Here is a 20,318-nt window from a genome sequence, read left to right on the forward strand (position 1 = left end):
CACGACGCAGTAAGCCTGGACTAGGTCCGGGCAGGCGGCAGCCTACCCACAAAGGTGGAGACGGAGGGACATCCGTCTCATGACGCGAAAAAGTGTCGCGGCCGGAGAAGTCGCCCGCCCTGGGGATCAGTGGGCGGCGTCGAACGCCTGACGGACCTCCGCGGAGACCCGGCCCCGGTCGGACACCTCATAGCCGTTGCTGCGGGCCCAGTCGCGGATCTCCTTGCTGCTGGGACCGAGGTTGCTCGAGCCGGAGCGACGTCCGCGGCGGGTGCCACCGGCCTTGCGGGCATGGCCGACGTAAGAGGCCAGCGCGGCGCGCAGGGCCTTGGCGTTCTTGTCGTTGAGGTCGATCTCGTAGGACGTGCCGTCGAGGCCGAACGACACCGTCTCCGAGGCCTCCGAACCGTCCAGGTCGTCGACGAGAACGATGTTGACCTTCTGTGCCATGGAATTGACTCCTCGTGGGAAAGAAAAAGAGTCGGGAAGTAGAAAACCTACTCCCCGACCCGAGCATGATGACGCAACCGTCATTGAATACCCTTACCGGTCTCGACGTCAAAAGCAAACGTGGACGTGTCTCGAACGAGATGTCGGCGCGCCCGGACGACCGACCCCAGTGGGGGCCGAAGCCCAGCAGCGCAGCGGTGAAGCCCGCCAAGGGCCGCGCTATTCCGCACGGGCTCATTCGCACGGTCGCCCGTTGTCCGTACACCCGAAAGGAGGGCGAGGCCCTCCTTTGATGCTTTTCGGGGGAAAGGGCGTTATTAGTCCTCAGGCATTCCTGGCGAAAACCAGCGACAGGCCGTGGGCGGTCAGCAGGGGGTCGTATTCCGCGAAGCAGGCGCACTCCTCGGCCACCAGCGGGGCGAGATGCCCGGTCGCCACCACGGTGACCGGCTCGTCCCCCTCGAGAGCCGCTCGGATGCGGGCCACCAGCCCCTCCACCTGCGCCGCGACGCCGAAGACGAGGCCCGCCTGCATCGCCTCCACGGTGTTCTTCGCCACCACCGACCGCGGCCGGGCCAGCTCCACCTCACGGAGCTGGGCGCTGCCCTGGCCCAACGCCTCCAGGGACATCTCGATGCCGGGGGTGATCACACCACCGACGTAGCGTCCGTCGGCCGTGACGACGTCGTAGGTCGTGGCGTGGCCGAAGTCGACCACCACCGTCGGGCCGGCGTACCTGGCCGCGGCGGCGACCGCGTTGCAGATGCGGTCGGCCCCGATCTCGCGCGGGTTGTCGGTGAGCACGCTCAGGCCGGTGCGGGTGCCCGGCTCGACGACCACCAGCGGGACGGCGGCGAAGTGCCTGCCGGCCATGGCCCGCCACTCGTGCAGGACGGCAGGCACGGTCGCCGCCACGGCGATCCCGGAGAGCTCCTCGGTCGCAGCGACGTCGCGCACCAGGCCGCGCACCAGCACCGCCCACTCGTCGCTGGTACGACGGCGCTCGGTCGAGACTCGCCAGTGACCCAGCGCGTCGTCCGCGGTCGGCGTCTCGAACAGCGCCAGCGCGGTGTGGGCGTTGCGGATGTCGGCGGTGAGCAGCATGGTCACTGCTCCGTGAGGTCGAGGCCGAGGTCGAAGACCTTCACGGAGTGGGTCAGCGCGCCCACCGAGATGAAGTCGACGCCGGTGGCGGCGACCTCGCGGGCCCGCTCGAGGGTCAGCCCGCCGGAGGCCTCCAGCGTGGCCCGGCCGTCGGTGATCGCGACCGCCTCGGCCATCGTCGTGGTGTCCATGTTGTCGAGAAGGATCCGCTCGCACCCCTCGGCCAGCATCTCGCGCAGCTGGTCGAGGTCGGTGACCTCGACCTCGACGGGCACGTCGGGGAACCGCGTCCGCACCGCACGGTAGGCCGGCACCACACCTCCCGCGGCGACCACGTGGTTGTCCTTGACCATGGCCAGGTCCGACAGCGAGAACCGGTGGTTGACGCCGCCACCGCACCGCACGGCGTACTTCTGCAGGGCACGGTGGCCGGGGATGGTCTTGCGGGTGTCGAGCACCTGGGCCCGGCTCCCGCGCAGCGCCTCGACCCAGGCGGCGGTGGCCGTGGCCACGCCGGACAGGTGACAGGCGAAGTTCAGCGCGGTGCGCTCGGCGGTGAGCAGACCGCCGGTCGGTCCGGACACCCGCATCACGACGTCGCCGGCGACGACCTCAGTGCCGTCGGCGAGCCGGTCCGTGACGCTCACCTCCGTGCCCAGCACCCGGTGGAAGACCAGCGCGGCGACGCCGAGCCCGGCGACGACTCCGCGATCACGGGCGGCCACGTCGGCGACTCCGTGGGCAGCGGGAGGAATCGTCGCGGCGCTGGTGACATCGAGACTGCCACCCGGCAGGTCCTCCTCGAGGGCCCGGTCGACCGCGGCCACCACCGCGTCGGCATCGAGCCCGGCCGCTGCGAGCTCGGCCAGCAGGTCGGACGGCGGTGGGTGCAGGGTGGTCATGCGGGGACCTCCTCCTCCGGCGACCGGTCGGTCGGCTCGGTGGCGTGGAAGTCGAGCCTCAGCCTGCCCTCGGTCGTCGTCGCGTCGAAGTGGCCCGACCATCGGGCGTCATCGCGCTCGGGGAAGTCCTCGCGCCAGTGGGAGCCGCGCGTCTCCTCGCGCCGGCGCGCGGCCTCGGTGAGCGCCCGCGACACGGTCAGCAGGTTGGTGGTCTCCCACGCGTCGAGGTCGACCACGTGGGTGGCCAGGTCGGCCTCCAGGGAGGCGAGCATGCCCGCGGCCGACGTCATGCCGGCGGCCGACCGCAACACGCCCACCTGGGCCGTCATCGCCTCCTGCAGCGGCCGACGCGCCGTCCCGGCGACCAGGCCGGCGGCGCGGGGGTCGACGGCCGGCTCGCTCCACGGCCGCAGCTCGCCGGGGAGCACGTCGGCGATCCGTCGGGAGAAGACCAGCCCCTCGAGCAGCGAGTTGGACGCGAGCCGGTTGGCGCCGTGCACACCGGAGCAGGCGACCTCGCCGGTGGCGTAGAGGCCCCGGACGGTCGAACGACCCCACAGGTCGGTGGCCACGCCACCCGACGCGTAGTGACAGGCCGGTGCGACCGGGATCAGCTCGGTGACCGGGTCGACGCCGTGGCTGCGGGTGGTGGCCAGGATCGTCGGGAAGCGGCGCTCCCAGAACGCCGCCCCCAGGTGGCGGGCGTCGAGCCACATGTGCGGGTGCCCGGTCTCCGCCATGCGACGGGTGATCGCCTTGGCGACCACGTCGCGCGGCGCCAGGTCGGCCAGCTCGTGCTGCCCCTGCATGAACCGGTTTCCCTCGAAGTCGACGAGGAAGGCGCCTTCGCCACGCACCGCCTCGGAGACCAACGGCTGCTGTCCGCGGGAGTCGGGGCCGAGGTACATCACGGTGGGGTGGAACTGCACGAACTCCAGGTCGCGCAGCACCGCCCCTGCGCGGAGCGCCAGCGCCATGCCGTCGCCGGTGCTGACGGCCGGGTTGGTGGTCTGCGAGAAGACCTGGCCGAGCCCGCCGCTGGCGAGCACGACCGCGCGGCAGTGGACCGCGCCGACGCCGTCGCGCTGGCCCTCGCCCATCACGTGGAGGGTGAGCCCGGCCACGCCTCCGGTCGCGTCGAGCAACAGGTCGACGGCCAGGGCGTGCTGCTGCACCTCGATCTCGGGCGCACGCTGGACGGCGGCGATCAGCGCCCGCTGGATCTCCGCGCCGGTCGCGTCGCCTCCGGCATGCGCGATCCGGTCGCGGTGGTGTCCACCCTCGCGGGTCAGGCTGAGCTCGCCGTCGGGGTGATGGTCGAACTGGGCGCCCAGCGCGATCAGCTCACGGACGGCGTCGGGGCCCTCGGTCACCAGGGCGCGGACGGCGCCCAGGTCGCACGCACCGGCGCCGGCCACCAGGGTGTCCCACTCGTGCTGCTGGGGGGTGTCGCCGGGGCCGAGAGCCGCGGCGATCCCACCCTGCGCCCACTGGGTGGACCCGGCGTCGAGCACGTCCTTGGTCACCACCATCACCCGGTGGCCCGGCAGCGCCGCGTGGATCCGCAGCGCCGCGGTGAGGCCGGCGATGCCCGAGCCCACGACGACGACGTCGGCGCGGGTGGACCATCCGGGCTCCGGTGCCAGCAGCCGGGCCGGTACGCCGACGGGATCGGGGCCGGCGGAAGCGGGGCCGTCGGTCATGTGGGCAGGCTATCGTCGCCGGTCCGGTCGCCCGACGTCGCGAACCGCACGGCCAGGTTGTCGATCAGCCGGGTGCCGCCGACCCGGGCCGCCACCAGGGCCCTGGCCTCGGTGTCCGCCGCGACCTCCTCCGGCAGCGGCTGGAGGGCGGGGTCGGTGAGCACCAGGTAGTCGGGCTGCACGCCGGCCGCCCGGCCGAGCACCTCCTGCGCCGCGGCCAGCGCGACGGCCGGGCGGCTGGTGACCGCGGCGGCCGCGCGGGCGGCGTACAGCGCCTCGGAGAGGGCGATGGCGCGTCGGCGCTCCTCGGGGTCGAGGTAGCGGTTGCGAGAGCTCATCGCGAGCCCGTCGTCCTCGCGCTGCGTCGCCGCCCCGACGACCTCGACGCCGAGGCAGAGGTCGGCGGCCATCCGGCGGATCAGGGTGAGCTGTTGGTAGTCCTTCTCGCCGAACACCGCGAGGTCGGGACGCACCAGGCCGAAGAGCTTGGCGACCACCGTCAGCACCCCCGCGAAGTGGCCGGGGCGGACGGCCCCCTCCAGCACGCCGGCCAGCGGCCCGGGGTCGACGGTGACCTGGGGGTCACCGCCGGGATAGACCTCGTCGACCGACGGCGCGAACACCACGTCGACGCCCTCGGCGGCGCACACGTCGAGGTCGGCGTCGAAGGTCCGCGGGTAGCGGTCGAGGTCCTCGCCCGGACCGAACTGCAGCGGGTTGACGAAGACCGAGACCACCACGGGTCCCGACCCGACGCGGGCGCGGGCGACCCGCATCAGGCTCGCGTGGCCGTCGTGGAGCGCGCCCATCGTGGGCACCAGTGCCACCCCGCCCGCGGGCGAGCGCACCGCCTCGGCGAGGTCGGCCCGCGACGACGCGACGACGGGCCGGGACGGCGGGGCGGGCATCGGCGCGGTCAGGCCCAGGGCGTGTCGAAGATCTGCACGTCCCGCGGCTGGCGCGGAGCCTGGACGTCGAGCAGGGCGGCGTCGAGGACCCGGCGGATCTTCGCGGCGCGGATGGGCAGCACCCGCCCGTCGGTGACGACCCGGTCGAGGGTGGCCCTCGCCATGGCGACGTACGACGGCAGCGTGTGCGGCGCGGTCGCCGCGATGTCGGCGAGGTGGGCGCGGACGGTGTTGACGTCGCCGCGGACGATCGGGCCGGTCAGCGCGGCGTCGCCGGCGACCAGCGCGTTGTCGAGGGCGGCGCTGAGCAGCGGCCGCAGCGTGGCCGCCGGGTCGAGGTCGGGGTTGTCCGCGGCCGCGGCCGCGAGCAGCCCGATCGCCTCGGACACCAGGGTGACCAGGTGGTTGGCGCCGTGGGCGAGGGCGGCGTGGTAGAGCGTGCGGTGCTCCTCGGGGACCCACATGCAGCGGCCGCCGAGGTCGGCCACCAGCCGCTCGGCCATCGCCCGCTCGGCGGCGCCCACGGTGACGCCGAAGGTGCACCCGGGCAGGCGCGGCAGGTCGACGTCGGTGCCGGTGAAGGTCATCGCGGGGTGCATCGCCACCGGTCGGGCGCCGACGCGGGTCGCCGGCTCGAGGACGGCCAGACCGTGCCGCCCGGAGGTGTGCACGACGTACTGTCCCGCCCGGAGGGCGCCGGAGTCGGCGAGCACCGTGACGACGTTGTGGAGCATGTCGTCGGGGACCGTGAGCAGCAGCAGGTCGCAGGCCCGCGCGACGGCGCTCGGCTTGTCGACGTCGACGCCGGGCAGCAGCGCGTCGACCCGACGGCGGCTCGCGTCGGACTCACCGGCGACCGCGACGATCTCGTGGCCGGCGGCCCGCAACGCGGCCGCCAGGACGGCGCCGACCCGGCCGGCGCCGACGACGCCGATGCGCAGGGGTCCCACCGGAGGGGTGCTGGTGTCCATGCCGTACCTTCCTCGTTCCAGTCCCGCTCCAGGGCGGGTACCAGACGATGTCGCCAGGCGAACAGGTAAACCGAAGGGTACGCGGCCGCATTCCGAAGGGGGAACCACTCCGCGACGTGACGTAGGTAACCCCTGTCGGCCCCGAGCCGGCTCAGCCGGCCGCGATCGCCGCCTCGCCGACCACCAGCGGGCGCGGCGCCCGGGGCAGCCACTCGCGGGTCACGAAGTCGACGACGTGCTGGCCCTCGGGCGCCTCGATGGCCGTCACACCGGCGGGGACGGTGCCCTCACGCAGCGCGTGGAAGACCTCCCACTCGCGGCGCTTGCGGCGGTTGCGCTGGCTGGTGGCGAAGGAGGCCGGGTCGGTCCAGTGCGCGAACTCGTCGCCGTCGAGGTACTTCAGCTCCACGCAGAGCCCCTGGGGCAGCGCGATCGAGCGCACCCGGGCGGGCGTCGTCCGCATCTCCCACTCGAACGCCTTGGTGAACACGAAGTCCGGGGTCGTCGGGAAGCCCCACTCCTCGGCGTTGCGCAACCCCAGGTCGAGGTAGCCCACCCGGTCGCTCTCGAGGTAGAGCCCGTGTCGCGGCACCCGGACGATCACGTCCTCGCGGCCGACCTGCCAGCCCAGGGCCGCCAGCGACACCTCGCCCTCGGTGGTGAGCACCATGTCGCCGTCCCACTTCCAGGAGTACGACGTCCGCACCTGCGCGAAGCACCAGTTGTAGAAGTAGGCCAGCGAGTGCACCGAGCGCTCGTGCTGACCGAGGTGCTCGGCGCCGGCGCGGGCGACGTCGAAGGGGTAGGTCGCGGTGCGGAAGGAGCCGCGGCCCACGCGGTCGGCGGTCGCCTGCGCGACCTCGAGGGTGCCGTCGGTGGAGCCGTTGTCGACCAGCAGCACCTCGTCGCAGGCGCGCAGCAGGGGCGGGAGCACGAACGGCAGCGAGGGCGCCTCGTTCTTGACGCGCAGCACCGCGGTGGTGCCGGTGCGCAGCGGCTCGTCGGTCTCCCAGGGCCAGGTGACGTCGAAGTCGGCGTGGCCCTCCAGGTTGTGGATCGTCATCGGGGGCGCCCGAGGGCCCGGCGCACGCCGGACCGCACGCTCGGCGGGATCTTGGCCCGCAGGTCGTGCGGGATCTTGTCGGCGACCGAGCCGCGGGGCTCCTCGGGGGCACGCAAACGGCGCTTCAGCTCGGTCTTCGCGGCCTCCACGCTGGACCGTGAGATCGCCTCGGACTCGTCGTAGAGCTCGACGTAGGCGTCGCGCAGCTGGTCGAGCGCCTCCCGGACCTCCGCGGTGTCGCCGTCGGGATCGGCGAGGTGGTTGAGCTGCTGCCAGGCCTCCTCGGTGAGGGTGTGCAGGCGCCGCGGCAGGCCGAGGTCGTCGAGCGAGACCGTGACCCGACGCAGGCTGGGGTCGATGAAGCGATGCACGTCGCGGAGGTTCTCCTGGTCGGCATGGAGCACCGCCTGCAGGTCGAGCCGGCGAGCGACGCCCATGGTGACCCGGGTCCAGTCGTCGAGCAGGTCGGCATAGCGGACGAACGCTCGCCCGCCGTCGGTGACGCTCTCGCGGGTGGCTCGCTCGACGTGGAGCAGCATGTTGAGCCACGAGGCCGCCAGGTGCGCCGAGCCGAGGCGGTTCTGGTAGTACTTCTGCTTGCTCCCGACGACCTCGGCGGGCGGCCGGAGCATGGTGGCGAAGACCGGTCGGGCGCCGGCCCGCACCGCCACGACCCGCCACAGCGCCAGGAACCAGCCCAGCCTCGGGTCCTTCACGACCAGCTCGGGATGGCTCGCGAGGTGGCCGCCCAACCAGTCGGCCGCCGCGATCCGCTCGGGCTCCCGGGTGGACACCCGACCGGTCTCGAACCACGCGACCGGGCGGCTGTCGCTGACGGTGACCATCGCGTCGGCCAGCAGTCGGTCGTGGAAGTCGACGCTCCACTGCGGCTCGGCGAAGCCCTTCGGGTTGGAGTCGTCGGCCGGCACCTCGGGCTGCGGGACGTGCATCCCGAGCAGCTTCATCAGGCCCGCGAAGGTGCTGGTGCCGGAGCGGCCCGCGCCCGCGACGAACAGGACCGTGCGCGGCTCGGTGGTCGCGGACTCGGTGCCGGGCCCGGACGAGGGCTCGGGGGCGGCGGGGGCGGCGTTCACGGAGGCTGAGCCTACCCGCGCGCCGCCGAGCCGCGGCGGAGCCCGCGGCCCACCTCACTAGGCTGCGCTGCGTGAGGTTCTGGCGCCGAGGCGGCTCGGGGGCGTCCCCCGGAGAGTCCACCGACCTGCCGCTGCTCAGCATCGTGGTGCCGGTCTATGACGTCGAGGCCTGGCTGCCCGACTGCCTCGACAGCGTGCTGCGGTCGTCGTACCCGGCGCTGGAGGTGGTGGTCGTCGACGACGGCTCGCCGGACGCGAGCGGGGAGATCGCGGACGGGTACGCCGAACGCGACCCGCGCGTGCGGGTCGTCCACACCGACAACCGCGGGCTGGGTGCCGCGCGCAACGAGGGGGTCCGGCATGCCACCGGCGACCTGCTCGGCTTCTGCGACTCCGACGACGTCGTACCCCCCGCGGCGTACGCCGTCCTGGTCGGCTCGTTGCTGCACTCCGGGTCGGACTTCGTCACCGGCTCGATCGTGCGCTGGGAGGCCGACGGCCTGCACGAGCCGCCGTGGATGCGACGGCTGCACGCGGCCGACGGGGGCTGGCGGGTCACCGCCGACGACCATCCGGAGATCCTCGGCGACGTCTTCGCCTGGAACAAGGTGTTCCGGCGGTCGTTCTGGGACTCCGCCGGGCTGAGCTGGGCGGAGGGGGTGCGCTACGAGGACCAGCCCACGACGACGCGCGCCTATCTGCTGGGGCAGTTCGACGTGGTGCCCGACGTCGTCTACCACTGGCGGATCCGCGGCGACGGGACCTCGATCACCCAGCAGCGGTCCTCAGTGGCCGACCTGAGCGACCGGATCGCCACCAAGCGGATGTCACTCGCGTCGGTGCGTGAGCTCGGCGGGCCCGAGGTGGAGCGGGTCTTCGTGGACCGGGTGATGGCCGGCGACCTGTGGCGCTACTTCCTGGAGGTCCCCGGTTGCGACGACGCCTGGTGGGACCTGCTGGCCGACGGGATCGCCGAGCTGTGGGAGGGCCGGTCGCTGGTGCACTCCGGGCTGCCGCCGGTGCATCGGCTCGCCGGATGGCTCGTGGAGCGCGGACGGCGGGCGGAGGTCGCCGCGCTGATGGACTACGTCGCCTCGCTCGACGGCGCACCCGTGCCGCGGGCCGCCGGCCGGCTGGCCCTGCCGGCCGGCGTACTCGATGAGGAGGTGCTGGTCGAGGCAGCGGACGCAGGGGCCCTCGACCTCCGCCCGCACGAGCGCTGACGCGTCGCAGACGCCTCGGCTCAGATCAGGCCGGCCTCGGTGAGGAAGTCCTTCGCCACGGTGGCGGGGTCCTCACGGTCGACCGAGACCCGGCCGTTGAGCTCGGTGAGCTTCTCGGTGTCGAGGGCGGCCATCAGCTTGTTGAGCGCGTCGACGGCATCGGGATTGTCCTGGGCCCAGGACGTGTCGACGGCCGGCACGAGGTTCTGAGCGGGCTGGATGCCCTGGTCGTCGGCGAGCAGCACCAGACCCTGGTCGGCGAGGGTGCCGTCGGTGGTGCTGGTCAGGCCGAGCTGCGACTCGTCCTTGAGCACCGACTGGTAGGTCTGATCGCTGGCGAACCCCAGTGGCAGGATCTTGGTGATCGTGATGCCGTAGACGTCGGTCAGCCCCTTCTCGCAGTCGGCCCGGCCGGCACAGTCGGGTGCGGCGGCGAGCACCACGCTCTTGCCGGACAGGTCCGAGAGCGTGGAGGCGTTGTTGGCGTCGGCGTAGTCCTGGGTGACGAAGAAGGCGTTCTGGTCGGTCGCGGCCGAGGGGTCGAGCATGGTGATGCCGGCGTCATCGAACAGCGACTGCGCGGCCGAGAGACTGGCCGCCGGGTCGTTGGTCGTCAACGACGCGGCGTCCGGGCCGTTGGCCTTGGCGTTGAGGTAGTCGACGATGCCGCCGACGTACTCCGGCACGACCTGGATCGAGCCGGGGAACTGGCCGTCGGCCATGTAGACGTCGCGGGTGTCGACGAGCGTGGTGCTGGCGTCGTAGCCCTGGGCATCGAGGAGCTGCTCGTACATCGACGCCACCAGGGTGGCCTCCGGGAAGCTCTGCCCACTGATGGAGACCTTGCCCTTGTCGCCCCCCTCGCTGCCGGACGACGAGGTCGAGCCGTCGTCGCTGCCGCAGGCGGCCGCGAGGAGCACGGTCCCCACGGCCAGGAGCGTCGCGAGCGGTCGTGTTGCCTTCATGGTGTCTCACCTTCTGTGTCCCGCGGCCTGCGCCGCGCGTGTCCGGTGGCTCGGGCGACCTAGCTGGTGGCCGGCAGAACCGTGGCGGTCGGTCGCACCGCTGCTCGCATCGGGTCGGCCATGCGCTGCACGGCCGCCGCGACAAGCTCGAGCACCAGCGCGACAAGGGCCACAACAACAGCCCCTGCAATACCCTTCCCATAGTCGGTGTTGGCAAACCCGTCGGTGATGATCCTGCCCAGCCCCGGCCCTGCGACCAGGGCGGCGAGCGTCGCGGTCGCCCACACCTGGACCAGCGCGAGGCGGATCCCGGTCGCGATGAGCGGCATCGCCAGCGGCAGCTCGACCCGAAGGAACTGCTGCCACCCGCTCATCCCCATCCCTCGGGCCGCCTCCTTGGCGTCGGGCGCGACCTCGCGCACCGCGGTGTAGGCGTTGGTGATGATCGGCGGCAGCGCGAACGCGGCCAGCGCCAGCAGCGTCGCGAGCCCCGCGCGCCCGTAGGGTCCGAGGTACGACGTCCCCGGCCAGCTCGCGGTCACCAGCAGGGCCAGCAGCGCGAAGGTCGGGATCGCCCGCCCGACGTTGGACACGTTGACCGCGAGGAACCCGCCCCGGCCGAGATGGCCCAGCCACAACGCGAGCGGCAGGCCGAGCGCCAGCGCGATGGCCAGCGCAGTGACGGTGATCAACAGCTGTTGCAGGAGCAGCGGCAGCAGGCCCTGGTCGCCGACCCAGTTGCTGCCGTCGAGGAGGTAGGCGAGCGCGTCTCCGAGCATCAGCCGGCCGCCGTCCGCGTCCAGGGGGTGAGCAACCGCTGCACGCCCACGAGCAGCAGGTCGAGCGCCACCGCGAGCAGCACGCACAGCACGCACGCGGCGAGGAGCTCGGCGCGGAAGTTGCTGAACACGCCGTCGGAGATCAGGTTGCCGAGCCCGCCGTGGGCGACGAGGGTCCCGACCGTCGTCAGCGCCACCGTCGACACCGTCGCGACCCGCAGCCCCGCCATCACCACGGGCAGCGCGAGCGGGAGCTCGACCCGCCACAGGAGCCCCATGCTGCCGTAGCCCAGCCCGGTCGCCGACTCCACCACCTCGCCGGGCACCGCACGCAGCCCGTCGAGCAGCGCCCGGACCAGGATCGTCAGGGCATAGAGCGCCAACCCCACGACGACCGTCGTGGCGGTGATGCCGGTGAAGGGCACCAGCAGCGGGAACAGCGCCAGCGAGGGGATGGTGTAGAGCGTGGTCGCGCTGCCGACGATCGCCGACTCGAGCCGGGTGTGCCGGCGGGCGAGCAGGGCCAGCGGGAACGCGATGGCCAGACCCAGCAGCACCGCCGCCGCCGTGATCCACAGGTGCTCGACGGTCGCGTCGACGAGCTGCGCATGGCGGTCGGTGAGGTAGGCCGGACAGATCCAGTCGTTGACCGTGCGGCTGTAGCAGACCGGCTCGTGTGCGACGTCGTACCCGAGCCGCGGAGCGGCGGCGGTCGTGACGGTCGCGAGTAGGGTCACCGCATGGACGCTACCTCGGATCCGATGATCCGGCTGAGCGGCGTGGGCAAGACCTACGACGACGGCACCGTGGCCGTGCACGAGCTCGATCTCGAGGTGCCGCGCGGTGAGGTGATGTGCCTGGTGGGGCCGTCGGGCTGCGGCAAGTCCACCACCCTGAAGATGATCAACAGGCTGATCGAGCCGACCACCGGGCGGATCCTGCTCGACGGTCGTGATGTCACCGATGTCGACCCGGTGACCCTGCGCCGCGGCATCGGCTACGTGATCCAGCAGATCGGGTTGTTCCCCCACCACACGGTGGCGACGAACGTCGCGACGGTGCTCTCGCTGCTCGGCACCCCGCGGGCGAAGGCGCGCGAGCGGGCCACCGAGCTGCTGGACCTGGTCGGCCTGGACCCGGACCTCTACGCCGACCGCTATCCCGCGCAGCTCTCCGGCGGCCAGCGGCAGCGGGTCGGGGTGGCTCGGGCGCTGGCCGCGGACCCGCCGGTGCTGCTCATGGACGAGCCGTTCGGCGCGGTCGACCCGGTCGTGCGCGGGCGGCTGCAGGAGGAGTTCCGCCGGCTGCAGCAGGAGCTGCACAAGACCGTCGTACTGGTCACCCACGACATCGACGAGGCGGTCACGATGGGCGACCAGGTGGCGGTCTTCGCCACCGGCGGGCGCCTCGCCCAGGTCGGCACCCCGCTGGAGGTGGTGGCCCGCCCCGCCGACGACTTCGTGGCCGACTTCGTCGGCTCGACGACCAGCCTGCGTCGGCTCCGGGTGACGCCGGTGGCCGCCGAGCACCTCGAGCCGCTCGACGACGTCCGCACCGGCGACCTCGCCGCCACCGTCGACCTCGGCGTGACCCTGGAACAGGCGCTGACCGTGCTGCTCGGCCACGACGAGCAGGTGGTCGGCGTCCGTCAGGGGTCGGGGTTCGCCGGCGTGCTCACGCCCAACGGCATCCACCGGGCGTTGCGCGCCTCCCTCGCCGACGCGTCGTAGCCGGCGCGGCGAGGCGTCGTCGATGGGCAGGTGAGCCGTCGCGGACGGGGTGGTCGTGCCCGTCTGCGACGCGTCAGCGCGGGGTCAGGCGTGCTTGCGGAAGGCGGGGGCAGACTGCCAGGCGTCCAGCTCGGCGCGCAGCAGGTCGCGCTCCTGCTCCAGCTCGGCGACGCGTACGACGGCCTCGGCGGCCAGCTCCTCGGCCTCCTCGAGGCGACGGGCGAAGGCCTGTCCCTCGGCCTCGGCGCGGTCGGCGCGAGCACCCTCGGAGCGGATCACCCGGGCGGCCTCGGCCGCGCGGCGCTGAGCGGCGCACAGCGCTTCCTCGATCTGCTCGAGCGCCACGGCGCCGAGCTCGATGCGCTCACGCAGGGAGGCCACGAAGCGGGAGTTCTCCTCGGAGCGGGCCTCGGTGAGGGCGGCGTAGGCCTGGGCCTGACGGGCCAGGCCGCCGTAGCCCTCGCGCCGCGAGAGCATCAGCTCACTGTGCGTGACGCGGGTCGCGATCACCCCGAGGACGACGGCGGCGATCGCAGCGATGGAGATGAGGACCGGCGAGCCGGACATGATCGCACCGGTCACGGAACCGGCGGCGACAAGCAGGAGGGCGACAGCAGCCACGAGGCGGGTGCTGCGCTGGCGGCGGCGGGCGGAGGGGGAAGATGCCATGGGGGCAGATTAAAGGTCGTCGTCCTCCGAACGGACGCGACACGCGCGCTCGAGCAAGACGGCTGCGACGACCATGGCGACGGCCGTCAGGGCCGCCACGCCCGACCTGACCACGCGTTGGGAGGCCAGCTCGGCCTCCAGACCGAGCCAGCTGAGCGCATATCCGGCGTAGCCGCCGGACACCAGCGACCCGACCAACGCGGTCGACCGGGCCAGCACGAACCGGTTGACCATGTGCTGGGGGTCGGGGCGCGGTCGCGAGCCGTCCTGCGCCCGGCGGGTGCCACGGACGGCGACCAGCAGGATGGCCGCGACGAAGCCGAACAGCAGCGCCGGGAGCCAGGTCACGATCGGCGCCACGCCCAGCCAACGCTGCAGCAGCGGATGGGCCAGCCAGCCCAGCAGGACCCCGACGAGGGCGAGCCCGACGAGGGCAGCCGGGGAGACCGGCCGCAGTCTTCCCTGCGGCTCGTCGGGCTCCTCCGTCACGGGAGCTCGAGCACCAGGTCGTCGCGCCGCACCAGGCCGCCGTCGGGAGCGGCGTCGCGCAGGGCGGCGACCGGCCCGCTCCCGGGCAGGACGGCGTCGGGCTCGAGGTCGTGCCACGGCCTCAGCACGAAGGCACGCTCGGCGGCGCGCGGGTGCGGCAGCCGCAGGGCGTCGGTGTCGGAGCGGCGGTCGCCGACCACGATCAGGTCGACGTCGAGGGTGCGCGCCGCGTTGGGCACGCCCTCGACCCGCTCCCGGTCATAGGCCTGCTCGATCGCCATCGCCCGGTCGAGCAGGCGGTGCGCGGGCAGGGTGGTGTCCATCAGCACGACGGCATTGAGGTAGAGACCGGCGTCGTCGGGTGAGTCGACCGGCTCGGTCTCGTAGACCGGCGACACCGCGGTGAGCCAGACGTCGGGGGTGTCGGCCAGCGAGACGACCGCGCCCTGGATGCTCGCCATCCGGTCGCCCAGGTTGGAGCCGAGGGCCACGACCACCCGGCGGATCGGCCGCATCTCGCCGGTGATGGTGTCGGCGTCGACGATGTGGGGGTTGGGGGTCTCGGTCACTGCTGCCCTCGTCTCCTCGTGATCGTCAGCGCGACGTCGGTGAACGTCGCCTCGATGGGTGCGTCCGGTTTGTGGACGGTCACCCTCGCCCAGTCAACCAGGGGGGCCTCCAGGCAGGTGGCGGCGACCCTGTCCGCCAGCGTCTCGATGAGGTCGACCGGGTCTCGTTCGACCGCGGCCACGACCGCGCCCACGAGGCTTCCGTAGTCGACGGTGTCGCGCAAGTCGTCCGTGGCGGCCGCCGCCCGGGTGTCGACGCCCAGCAGGAGGTCGATCACGAACCGCTGCCCGTCGCGGCGCTCGTGGTCGAAGACCCCGTGGTGGGCGAAGCAGACGATGCCGGTGACCGCGAGGGTGTCGGGGGGGACGCCGTCGGTGGTGGCGCCGCTGTGGTCGCTCATCGGGGTGCCTCCTGTGTCATGCGCGCCGCCACCGCCAACGCGTCGCAGGTCGCCAGGACGTCGTGCACCCGGAACCCCCAGACCCGGCCGGCCAGCAGTCCGACGAGCGCGGCGTGGGCGTGCTCGCGTCCGGCCGGAGGGCGCGGCTCACCCGCGGCGTCGGCCAGCAACGACCCGAGGAACGACTTGCGGGAGGCGCCGAGCAGCAGCGGCCGGCCGAGCCCCTCCAGCAGGGGCCAGGCGCGGAGCAGCTGCCAGTTGTGCTCGGCGGTCTTGGCGAAGCCGAGGCCCGGGTCGAGCACGACCCGGTCACGGGGGATGCCCGCCGCGTCGCAGGCGTCGAGCCGGTCGGTCAGCTCGGCGCAGACGGCCGCGACGACCCCGCCGGGGCCGTCGTACGTGGCGAGGGCCTGCATGCGGTCGCTGTGGGCGCGCCAGTGCATGGCGACGTACGCCGACCCGCTGGCGGCCACCACGTCGAGGACGGCCGGGTCGGCCAGCCCCCCGGAGACGTCGTTGACCAGGGCCGCGCCCGCCTCGACCGCCGCGCGCGCCACCTCGGCCCGCATCGTGTCGACCGAGACGGTCACCCCCTCGGCCACCAGCCCGGCCACCACCGGCACCACCCGGTCGAGCTCCTCCGCCAGGGGCGGCCGGACCGCACCGGGTCGGGTCGACTCCCCGCCGACGTCGACCAGGTCGGCGCCGTCGGCCGCGAGCCGCAGCCCGTGCGCGATCGCGCTCTCGGTGTCGGCCCACAGACCGCCGTCGGAGAACGAGTCGGGGGTGACGTTGAGGATCCCCATCACCCGCGGGCGCCCCACGTCGGCGGAGACGTCGAACGGGGCCGTCGTCATGGCCGCCGGTGGATCAGGGCCATCGCCTCGTTGCGGGTGGCCAGGTCGCGCATCTGGCCGCGCACGGCGGAGGTGACGGTGCGGGCGCCGGCCTTGCGCACGCCGCGCATGGTCATGCAGAGGTGCTCGGCCTCGATCACCACGAGCACGCCGCGGGCGTCGAGGATCTCCCCGAGGGCGTCGGCGATCTGGGTGGTGAGCCGCTCCTGGACCTGCGGCCGCTTGGCATAGACGTCGACCAGGCGGGCCAGCTTGGAGAGCCCGGTGATCTTGCCGGAGGTGGCCGGGATGTAGCCCACGTGGGCGACCCCGGTGAACGGCACCAGATGGTGCTCACACATCGACCAGAGCTCGATGTCGCGCACCAGCACCATCTCGTCGTGGCCGAGGTCGAAGGTCGTGGTCAGCACGTCCTCGGGCCGCATCCGGAGCCCGGCCGTCAGCTCGGCATAGGCCCGGGCCACCCTCGCGGGGGTGTCCTGGAGCCCCTCGCGATCGGGGTCCTCGCCGATCGCGATCAGCAGCTCGCGCACGGCTGCGGCGGCGCGCTCGTGGTCGAACGGCGGCACCGCGTCGACGGCCGGCTCGGGAAGACTGATCGGGTCGGTCACGCGGAGGGGGGAGTCAGCCCCGGGTCGTGGACGTCACCTCCGGGCCCGGGCGGGGTCACCACCGCGCCGCCCTGGGGCGTGGCCGCGGGGACGCCGTTGGCCGCCGCCCGGTCGCGGATCTCCTGCGGGATCTCCACGGGCGGGATGTCGGACGGGCTGCGGGTCGGCGAGCCGGTCCAGGCCGGCCGGACCGGGCGGCGCCGCAGGGGCTCGAAGACCCGAGCGACCTCCTCCTTGTCCAGCGTCTCCTTGTCGATCAGCTCGAGCACCAGCGAGTCGAGGACGTCGCGGTTCTCCTCGAGGATGTCGGAGGCCTCCTGGTGGGCGTCGGCCAGCAGCTTCTTGGTCTCCGCGTCGACGACGGCGGCGACCTCCTCGGAGTAGTTGCGGCTGTGGCCGAGGTCGCGGCCGAGGAACGGCTCGGAGTTGGAGTCGCCGAGCTTGATGGCGCCGAGCCGCTCGGTCATGCCGAACTGGGTCACCATCGCCCGGGCCAGCGCGGTGGCCTTCTCGATGTCGTTGCCGGCACCGGTCGTCGGGTCGTGGAAGACCAGCTCCTCCGCGGCGCGGCCACCGAGCATGTAGGCGAGCTGGTCGAGCATCTCGCCGCGGGTGCGGGCGTACTTGTCCTCATCGGGCAGCACCATCGTGTAGCCCAGCGCGCGCCCGCGCGGCAGGATCGTCACCTTGTGCACCGGGTCGTTGCCGGGCAGCGCCGCCGCGACCAGGGCGTGGCCGCCCTCGTGGTAGGCGGTGATGAGCTTCTCCTTCTCGCTCATCAGGCGGGTACGCCGCTGCGGACCGGCGATCACCCGGTCGATCGCCTCGTCGAGCGACTCCTCGGTGATCAGCCGGGCGTTGCTGCGGGCGGTGAGCAGCGCGGCCTCGTTGAGGACGTTGGCGAGGTCGGCACCGGTGAAGCCCGGGGTGCGGCGGGCGACGCTCATCAGGTCGATGTCGGGCGACATCGGCTTGCCGCGCGCGTGGACCTGCAGGATCTTGAAGCGGCCGTTGAGGTCGGGGGCGTCGACCTGGATCTGGCGGTCGAAGCGACCGGGCCGGAGCAGCGCGGGGTCGAGGACGTCGGGACGGTTGGTGGCGGCGATCAGGATCACGCCGCCGCGGACGTCGAAGCCGTCCATCTCGACCAGCAGCTGGTTGAGGGTCTGCTCCCGCTCGTCGTGACCGCCACCCATGCCGGCGCCGCGGTGCCGGCCCACGGCGTCGATCTCGTCGATGAAGACGATGGCCGGGGCGTTCTCCTTGGCCTGCTCGAACAGGTCGCGGACCCGGCTGGCGCCGACACCCACGAACATCTCGACGAAGTCCGAGCCGGAGATGGAGTAGAACGGGACGCCGGCCTCTCCCGCGACCGCGCGCGCCAGCAGCGTCTTGCCGGTGCCCGGCTGGCCGTAGAGCAGCACGCCCTTGGGGATCTTGGCGCCGACCGCCTGGAACTTGCCGGGCTCCTGGAGGAACTCCTTGATCTCGCCGAGCTCCTCGATGGCCTCCTCGCAGCCCGCCACGTCGGCGAACGTCGACTTCGGCATGTCCTTGGAGATCAGCTTGGCCTTGGACTTGCCGAACTGCATCACGCCGCGGCCGGTGCCGCCCTGCACCTGGTTCATCAGCCAGAGGAACACCAGCACGATGATCACGAACGGAAGCAGGCTGAACAGCAGCGAGGTGATCAGGCTGGGCTGCGGGTTCTCGGAGTTGGCCGACTCGATCTTGCCGGCCTGCACCTGCTCGGCGACCGAGGCCAGGATCGACTCCTGCTGCCCGTCGATCCAGTGCGTGGAGACCTTGAGTCCGCCGCTGCGCTGCACCGAGTCGTCCAGGGTCGCCTTGATCTCCTGGTCACCGTCGATGAAGCTGATCTCCTTGACCTGCCCGCTGTCGATGTAGCTCTGCATCCGGGAGGTGTCGATCTCGTCGTAGCCGCCGTTGGGCGCGATGAACTGCAACGCCACCAGGACACCGGCGACGGCCAGGATGATCCACAGCCAGGGACCCTTGAACAAACGCTTCACAGGTTTCTTTCACACGGTCGGGGGTGGGCTGCACACACGGTCGGACGACCCTGCCGTGCCTGCCTTCCAGGAGAGACTGACGACGGTACACGGACCGCCGCAATCGCGGGGCAGGTTCCATTGTCTCAGGCCGGTGCCGCCCGGCCGTCGCCGAGGCCGTCCCTCAGGAGTAGACGTGCGGAGCGAGGGTCCCGATGTCGCGCAGGTTGCGGTAGCGCTCGCGGTAGTCGAGGCCGTAGCCGACCACGAACTCGTTGGGGATGTCCCAGCCGACGTACTTGACCGGAACCGACATCCGGGCCGCCTCGGGCTTGCGGAGCAGGGTGGCGATCTCCACGCTCGCGGGGTTGCGTGAGCTCAGGTTGGAGACCAGCCAGCTCAACGTCAGGCCGGTGTCGATGATCTCGTCGACGACGAGGACGTGCCGGTTGGTGATGTCGGTGTCGAGGTCCTTGAGGATGCGCACGACGCCGCTCGACTTGGTGCCGGAGCCGTAGGACGACACCGCCATCCAGTCCATCTCGACGTGCCGGTCGAGGGCGCGCGCGAGGTCGGCCATCACCATCACCGCCCCACGCAGGACGCCGACCATCAGCAGGTCGCCGTCGGCGTAGTCGCGACTGATCTGCTGCGCCATCTCGGCCAGCTTGGCCTGGATCTGCTCCTCGGTGTAGAGCACGTTGACCAGGTCGTTCTCCACGTGGGACGCATCCATGGGCGGCAGCCTACGGGCCGAGGCTCCTGCTCGGCGACGGCATCCGCGATAGTCCGCTACGTTCGGCACCGGTTGCGGCGCCCCAGGTGGTGCCGAACGTAGCGGACTATCGGAGCCTCGGGCCGGAGAAGAGGAGCCGACCCTCGTCGCGGCGGGCTCGGACGTGGCCCGGGAGGTCGATCCAGCGCTGGCCGTGCCAGTCGGTGACCAGCGCGTCGACGGCCAGCACGTGCTCGCGGAAGAGCTCGGCCGGGGGCGCGCCCGCCTCCAGCGCCGCGAGTCGGAGGATGCGCCGGCGCAGCGCGGGAGGCAGCGTGGCCAGGTCGGCGACCGGGAGCGGCCGCTCGAGGCCGGCGTACGTCGACGCGGCCAGGTCGTCGAGCAGCTCGGCGTCCTCGCGGAGCCCGTCGGCGGTGCGCGCCAGCGCCGCGGCCACACCGGGGCCGAGCTCGGCCTCGAGCACCGGCAGCACCCGGGTGCGCACCCGCGACCGGAGGAACCGCGGGTCGACGTTGTGAGGGTCCTCCCAGACGTCGATCCCCTCGGCCAGGCAGGCGGCCACCGTGTCGTCGCGGGCCACGTCGAGCAGCGGCCGCCGGTAGCCGTCGAAGGAGCGCCGCATCCCGGCGAGCGCGCGCCCACCGGACCCCCGGGCCAGCCCCAGCAGCACGGTCTCCGCCTGGTCGTCGCGGGTGTGCCCGAGCAGCACCGCCGCGGCGCCGAACCGCTCGGCGACCTCGCCGAGCACGGCGTACCTCGCCTCCCGGGCGGCCGCCTCCGGACCGAGTCCCTCGGCGGTCACCTGCACCCGCGCGCCGACCGTCTCGGCGACGCCGAGAGCGGCCATCTGGGCGACCACCCGCTCGGCGTGCGCCGCGGAGCCCTCCTGCAGCCCGTGGTCGACGGTGGCGCCCACCACCCGCCAGCCCGCGCGCTCGCCCTCGGCGACGGTGGCGGCCAGCAGCGCCAGCGAGTCGGCGCCGCCGGAGCAGGCCACCAGCACCACGTCGCCCGGCTCCAGGTCGGCCAGCGCACGGCGTACGCCGGCCCGGCAGGCGGCCACCGCGGGGTGCAGACCCATC

Annotated in this window: 22 protein-coding genes; 2 read left to right on the top strand and 20 right to left on the bottom strand. The window is 72.8% G+C overall.

Annotated elements, in window-relative coordinates; translation table 11 throughout:
* Nucleotides 1-126: 126 nt before the first annotated feature.
* The 8 genes from R2740_RS10905 to R2740_RS10940 form a co-directional block, all read right to left on the bottom strand.
* The gene (locus R2740_RS10905) at nucleotides 127-450 is read right to left on the bottom strand and encodes an Lsr2 family protein (protein WP_371302705.1); all 324 of its coding nucleotides are present in this window, start codon (nucleotides 448-450) and stop codon (nucleotides 127-129) included.
* Between the two features lie 324 nt (nucleotides 451-774).
* Entirely contained in the window at nucleotides 775-1,554 is a 780-nt protein-coding gene (locus R2740_RS10910; protein ID WP_371302706.1) for a type III pantothenate kinase, read from the bottom strand.
* Nucleotides 1,555-1,556: 2 nt separating this feature from the next.
* The gene (gene nadC / locus R2740_RS10915) at nucleotides 1,557-2,456 is read right to left on the bottom strand and encodes a carboxylating nicotinate-nucleotide diphosphorylase (protein ID WP_371302707.1); all 900 of its coding nucleotides are present in this window, start codon (nucleotides 2,454-2,456) and stop codon (nucleotides 1,557-1,559) included.
* Complete coding sequence (locus tag R2740_RS10920; protein ID WP_371302708.1) at nucleotides 2,453-4,159, bottom strand: L-aspartate oxidase; 1,707 nt, start codon at nucleotides 4,157-4,159, stop codon at nucleotides 2,453-2,455. The genes nadC and R2740_RS10920 overlap by 4 nt, the downstream gene beginning before the upstream one ends.
* The gene (gene panC, locus R2740_RS10925) at nucleotides 4,156-5,067 is read right to left on the bottom strand and encodes a pantoate--beta-alanine ligase (protein ID WP_371302709.1); all 912 of its coding nucleotides are present in this window, start codon (nucleotides 5,065-5,067) and stop codon (nucleotides 4,156-4,158) included. Before panC ends, R2740_RS10920 begins: the two co-directional genes overlap by 4 nt.
* A gap of 8 nt (nucleotides 5,068-5,075) precedes the next feature.
* A complete protein-coding gene (locus R2740_RS10930; protein WP_371302710.1) occupies nucleotides 5,076-6,038 on the bottom strand; it encodes a Rossmann-like and DUF2520 domain-containing protein in 963 nt (320 codons plus the stop codon).
* Between the two features lie 151 nt (nucleotides 6,039-6,189).
* Nucleotides 6,190-7,101, bottom strand: a complete 912-nt coding sequence (locus R2740_RS10935; protein WP_371302711.1) for a hypothetical protein — start codon at nucleotides 7,099-7,101, stop codon at nucleotides 6,190-6,192.
* The gene (locus R2740_RS10940; RefSeq protein WP_371302712.1) at nucleotides 7,098-8,195 is read right to left on the bottom strand and encodes a sulfotransferase family protein; all 1,098 of its coding nucleotides are present in this window, start codon (nucleotides 8,193-8,195) and stop codon (nucleotides 7,098-7,100) included. Before R2740_RS10940 ends, R2740_RS10935 begins: the two co-directional genes overlap by 4 nt.
* A 71-nt stretch (nucleotides 8,196-8,266) precedes the next feature.
* Here R2740_RS10940 and R2740_RS10945 point away from each other — a divergent pair, with 71 nt between their 5' ends.
* Nucleotides 8,267-9,418, top strand: a complete 1,152-nt coding sequence (locus R2740_RS10945; protein WP_371302713.1) for a glycosyltransferase family 2 protein — start codon at nucleotides 8,267-8,269, stop codon at nucleotides 9,416-9,418.
* A 20-nt stretch (nucleotides 9,419-9,438) separates the two neighbouring features.
* Here the strand turns inward: R2740_RS10945 and R2740_RS10950 are convergent, their stop codons facing one another.
* Genes R2740_RS10950 through R2740_RS10960 form a run of 3 tightly spaced genes read right to left on the bottom strand, consistent with a single transcriptional unit; the run spans nucleotide 9,439 to nucleotide 11,899 of the window.
* Nucleotides 9,439-10,383 carry an ABC transporter substrate-binding protein gene (locus R2740_RS10950; RefSeq protein WP_371302714.1) on the bottom strand — a complete coding sequence of 315 codons (945 nt, stop codon included), beginning with the start codon at nucleotides 10,381-10,383 and terminating at the stop codon, nucleotides 9,439-9,441.
* Between the two features lie 59 nt (nucleotides 10,384-10,442).
* Nucleotides 10,443-11,162: an ABC transporter permease gene (locus tag R2740_RS10955; RefSeq protein WP_371302715.1), complete on the bottom strand. Its 720-nt coding sequence runs from the start codon at nucleotides 11,160-11,162 to the stop codon at nucleotides 10,443-10,445.
* Nucleotides 11,162-11,899: an ABC transporter permease gene (locus R2740_RS10960; protein WP_371302716.1), complete on the bottom strand. Its 738-nt coding sequence runs from the start codon at nucleotides 11,897-11,899 to the stop codon at nucleotides 11,162-11,164. Before R2740_RS10960 ends, R2740_RS10955 begins: the two co-directional genes overlap by 1 nt.
* A gap of 3 nt (nucleotides 11,900-11,902) precedes the next feature.
* Between R2740_RS10960 and R2740_RS10965 the strand changes: the two genes are divergently transcribed.
* On the top strand, nucleotides 11,903-12,892 hold the full coding sequence (locus R2740_RS10965) for an ABC transporter ATP-binding protein (protein WP_371302717.1): 990 nt from the start codon (nucleotides 11,903-11,905) through the stop codon (nucleotides 12,890-12,892).
* A gap of 84 nt (nucleotides 12,893-12,976) precedes the next feature.
* Here the strand turns inward: R2740_RS10965 and R2740_RS10970 are convergent, their stop codons facing one another.
* The 9 genes from R2740_RS10970 to tilS all read right to left on the bottom strand — a co-directional run bounded on the left by R2740_RS10970 (nucleotide 12,977) and on the right by tilS (nucleotide 20,317).
* Nucleotides 12,977-13,561 carry a hypothetical protein gene (locus tag R2740_RS10970; protein ID WP_371302718.1) on the bottom strand — a complete coding sequence of 195 codons (585 nt, stop codon included), beginning with the start codon at nucleotides 13,559-13,561 and terminating at the stop codon, nucleotides 12,977-12,979.
* 9 nt (nucleotides 13,562-13,570) lie between these two features.
* A complete protein-coding gene (locus tag R2740_RS10975; protein WP_371302719.1) occupies nucleotides 13,571-14,050 on the bottom strand; it encodes a DUF3180 domain-containing protein in 480 nt (159 codons plus the stop codon).
* Entirely contained in the window at nucleotides 14,047-14,619 is a 573-nt protein-coding gene (gene folK / locus R2740_RS10980) for a 2-amino-4-hydroxy-6-hydroxymethyldihydropteridine diphosphokinase (protein WP_371302720.1), read from the bottom strand. The genes R2740_RS10975 and folK overlap by 4 nt, the downstream gene beginning before the upstream one ends.
* On the bottom strand, nucleotides 14,616-15,020 hold the full coding sequence (gene folB / locus R2740_RS10985) for a dihydroneopterin aldolase (protein ID WP_371302721.1): 405 nt from the start codon (nucleotides 15,018-15,020) through the stop codon (nucleotides 14,616-14,618). The genes folK and folB overlap by 4 nt, the downstream gene beginning before the upstream one ends.
* Nucleotides 15,017-15,877, bottom strand: a complete 861-nt coding sequence (gene folP, locus R2740_RS10990; RefSeq protein ID WP_371302722.1) for a dihydropteroate synthase — start codon at nucleotides 15,875-15,877, stop codon at nucleotides 15,017-15,019. The genes folB and folP overlap by 4 nt, the downstream gene beginning before the upstream one ends.
* Nucleotides 15,874-16,488 carry a GTP cyclohydrolase I FolE gene (gene folE, locus R2740_RS10995; protein ID WP_371302723.1) on the bottom strand — a complete coding sequence of 205 codons (615 nt, stop codon included), beginning with the start codon at nucleotides 16,486-16,488 and terminating at the stop codon, nucleotides 15,874-15,876. Before folE ends, folP begins: the two co-directional genes overlap by 4 nt.
* Entirely contained in the window at nucleotides 16,485-18,521 is a 2,037-nt protein-coding gene (gene ftsH, locus R2740_RS11000; RefSeq protein ID WP_371302724.1) for an ATP-dependent zinc metalloprotease FtsH, read from the bottom strand. The genes folE and ftsH overlap by 4 nt, the downstream gene beginning before the upstream one ends.
* A 163-nt stretch (nucleotides 18,522-18,684) precedes the next feature.
* A complete protein-coding gene (gene hpt, locus R2740_RS11005) occupies nucleotides 18,685-19,236 on the bottom strand; it encodes a hypoxanthine phosphoribosyltransferase (RefSeq protein ID WP_371302725.1) in 552 nt (183 codons plus the stop codon).
* A 106-nt stretch (nucleotides 19,237-19,342) separates the two neighbouring features.
* Entirely contained in the window at nucleotides 19,343-20,317 is a 975-nt protein-coding gene (gene tilS, locus R2740_RS11010; RefSeq protein ID WP_371302726.1) for a tRNA lysidine(34) synthetase TilS, read from the bottom strand.
* Between the last annotated feature and the right edge of the window lies 1 nt (nucleotide 20,318).

It is taken from the genome of Nocardioides sp. (assembly GCF_041393715.1).
Taxonomy (GTDB): Bacteria; Actinomycetota; Actinomycetes; order Propionibacteriales; family Nocardioidaceae; genus Nocardioides.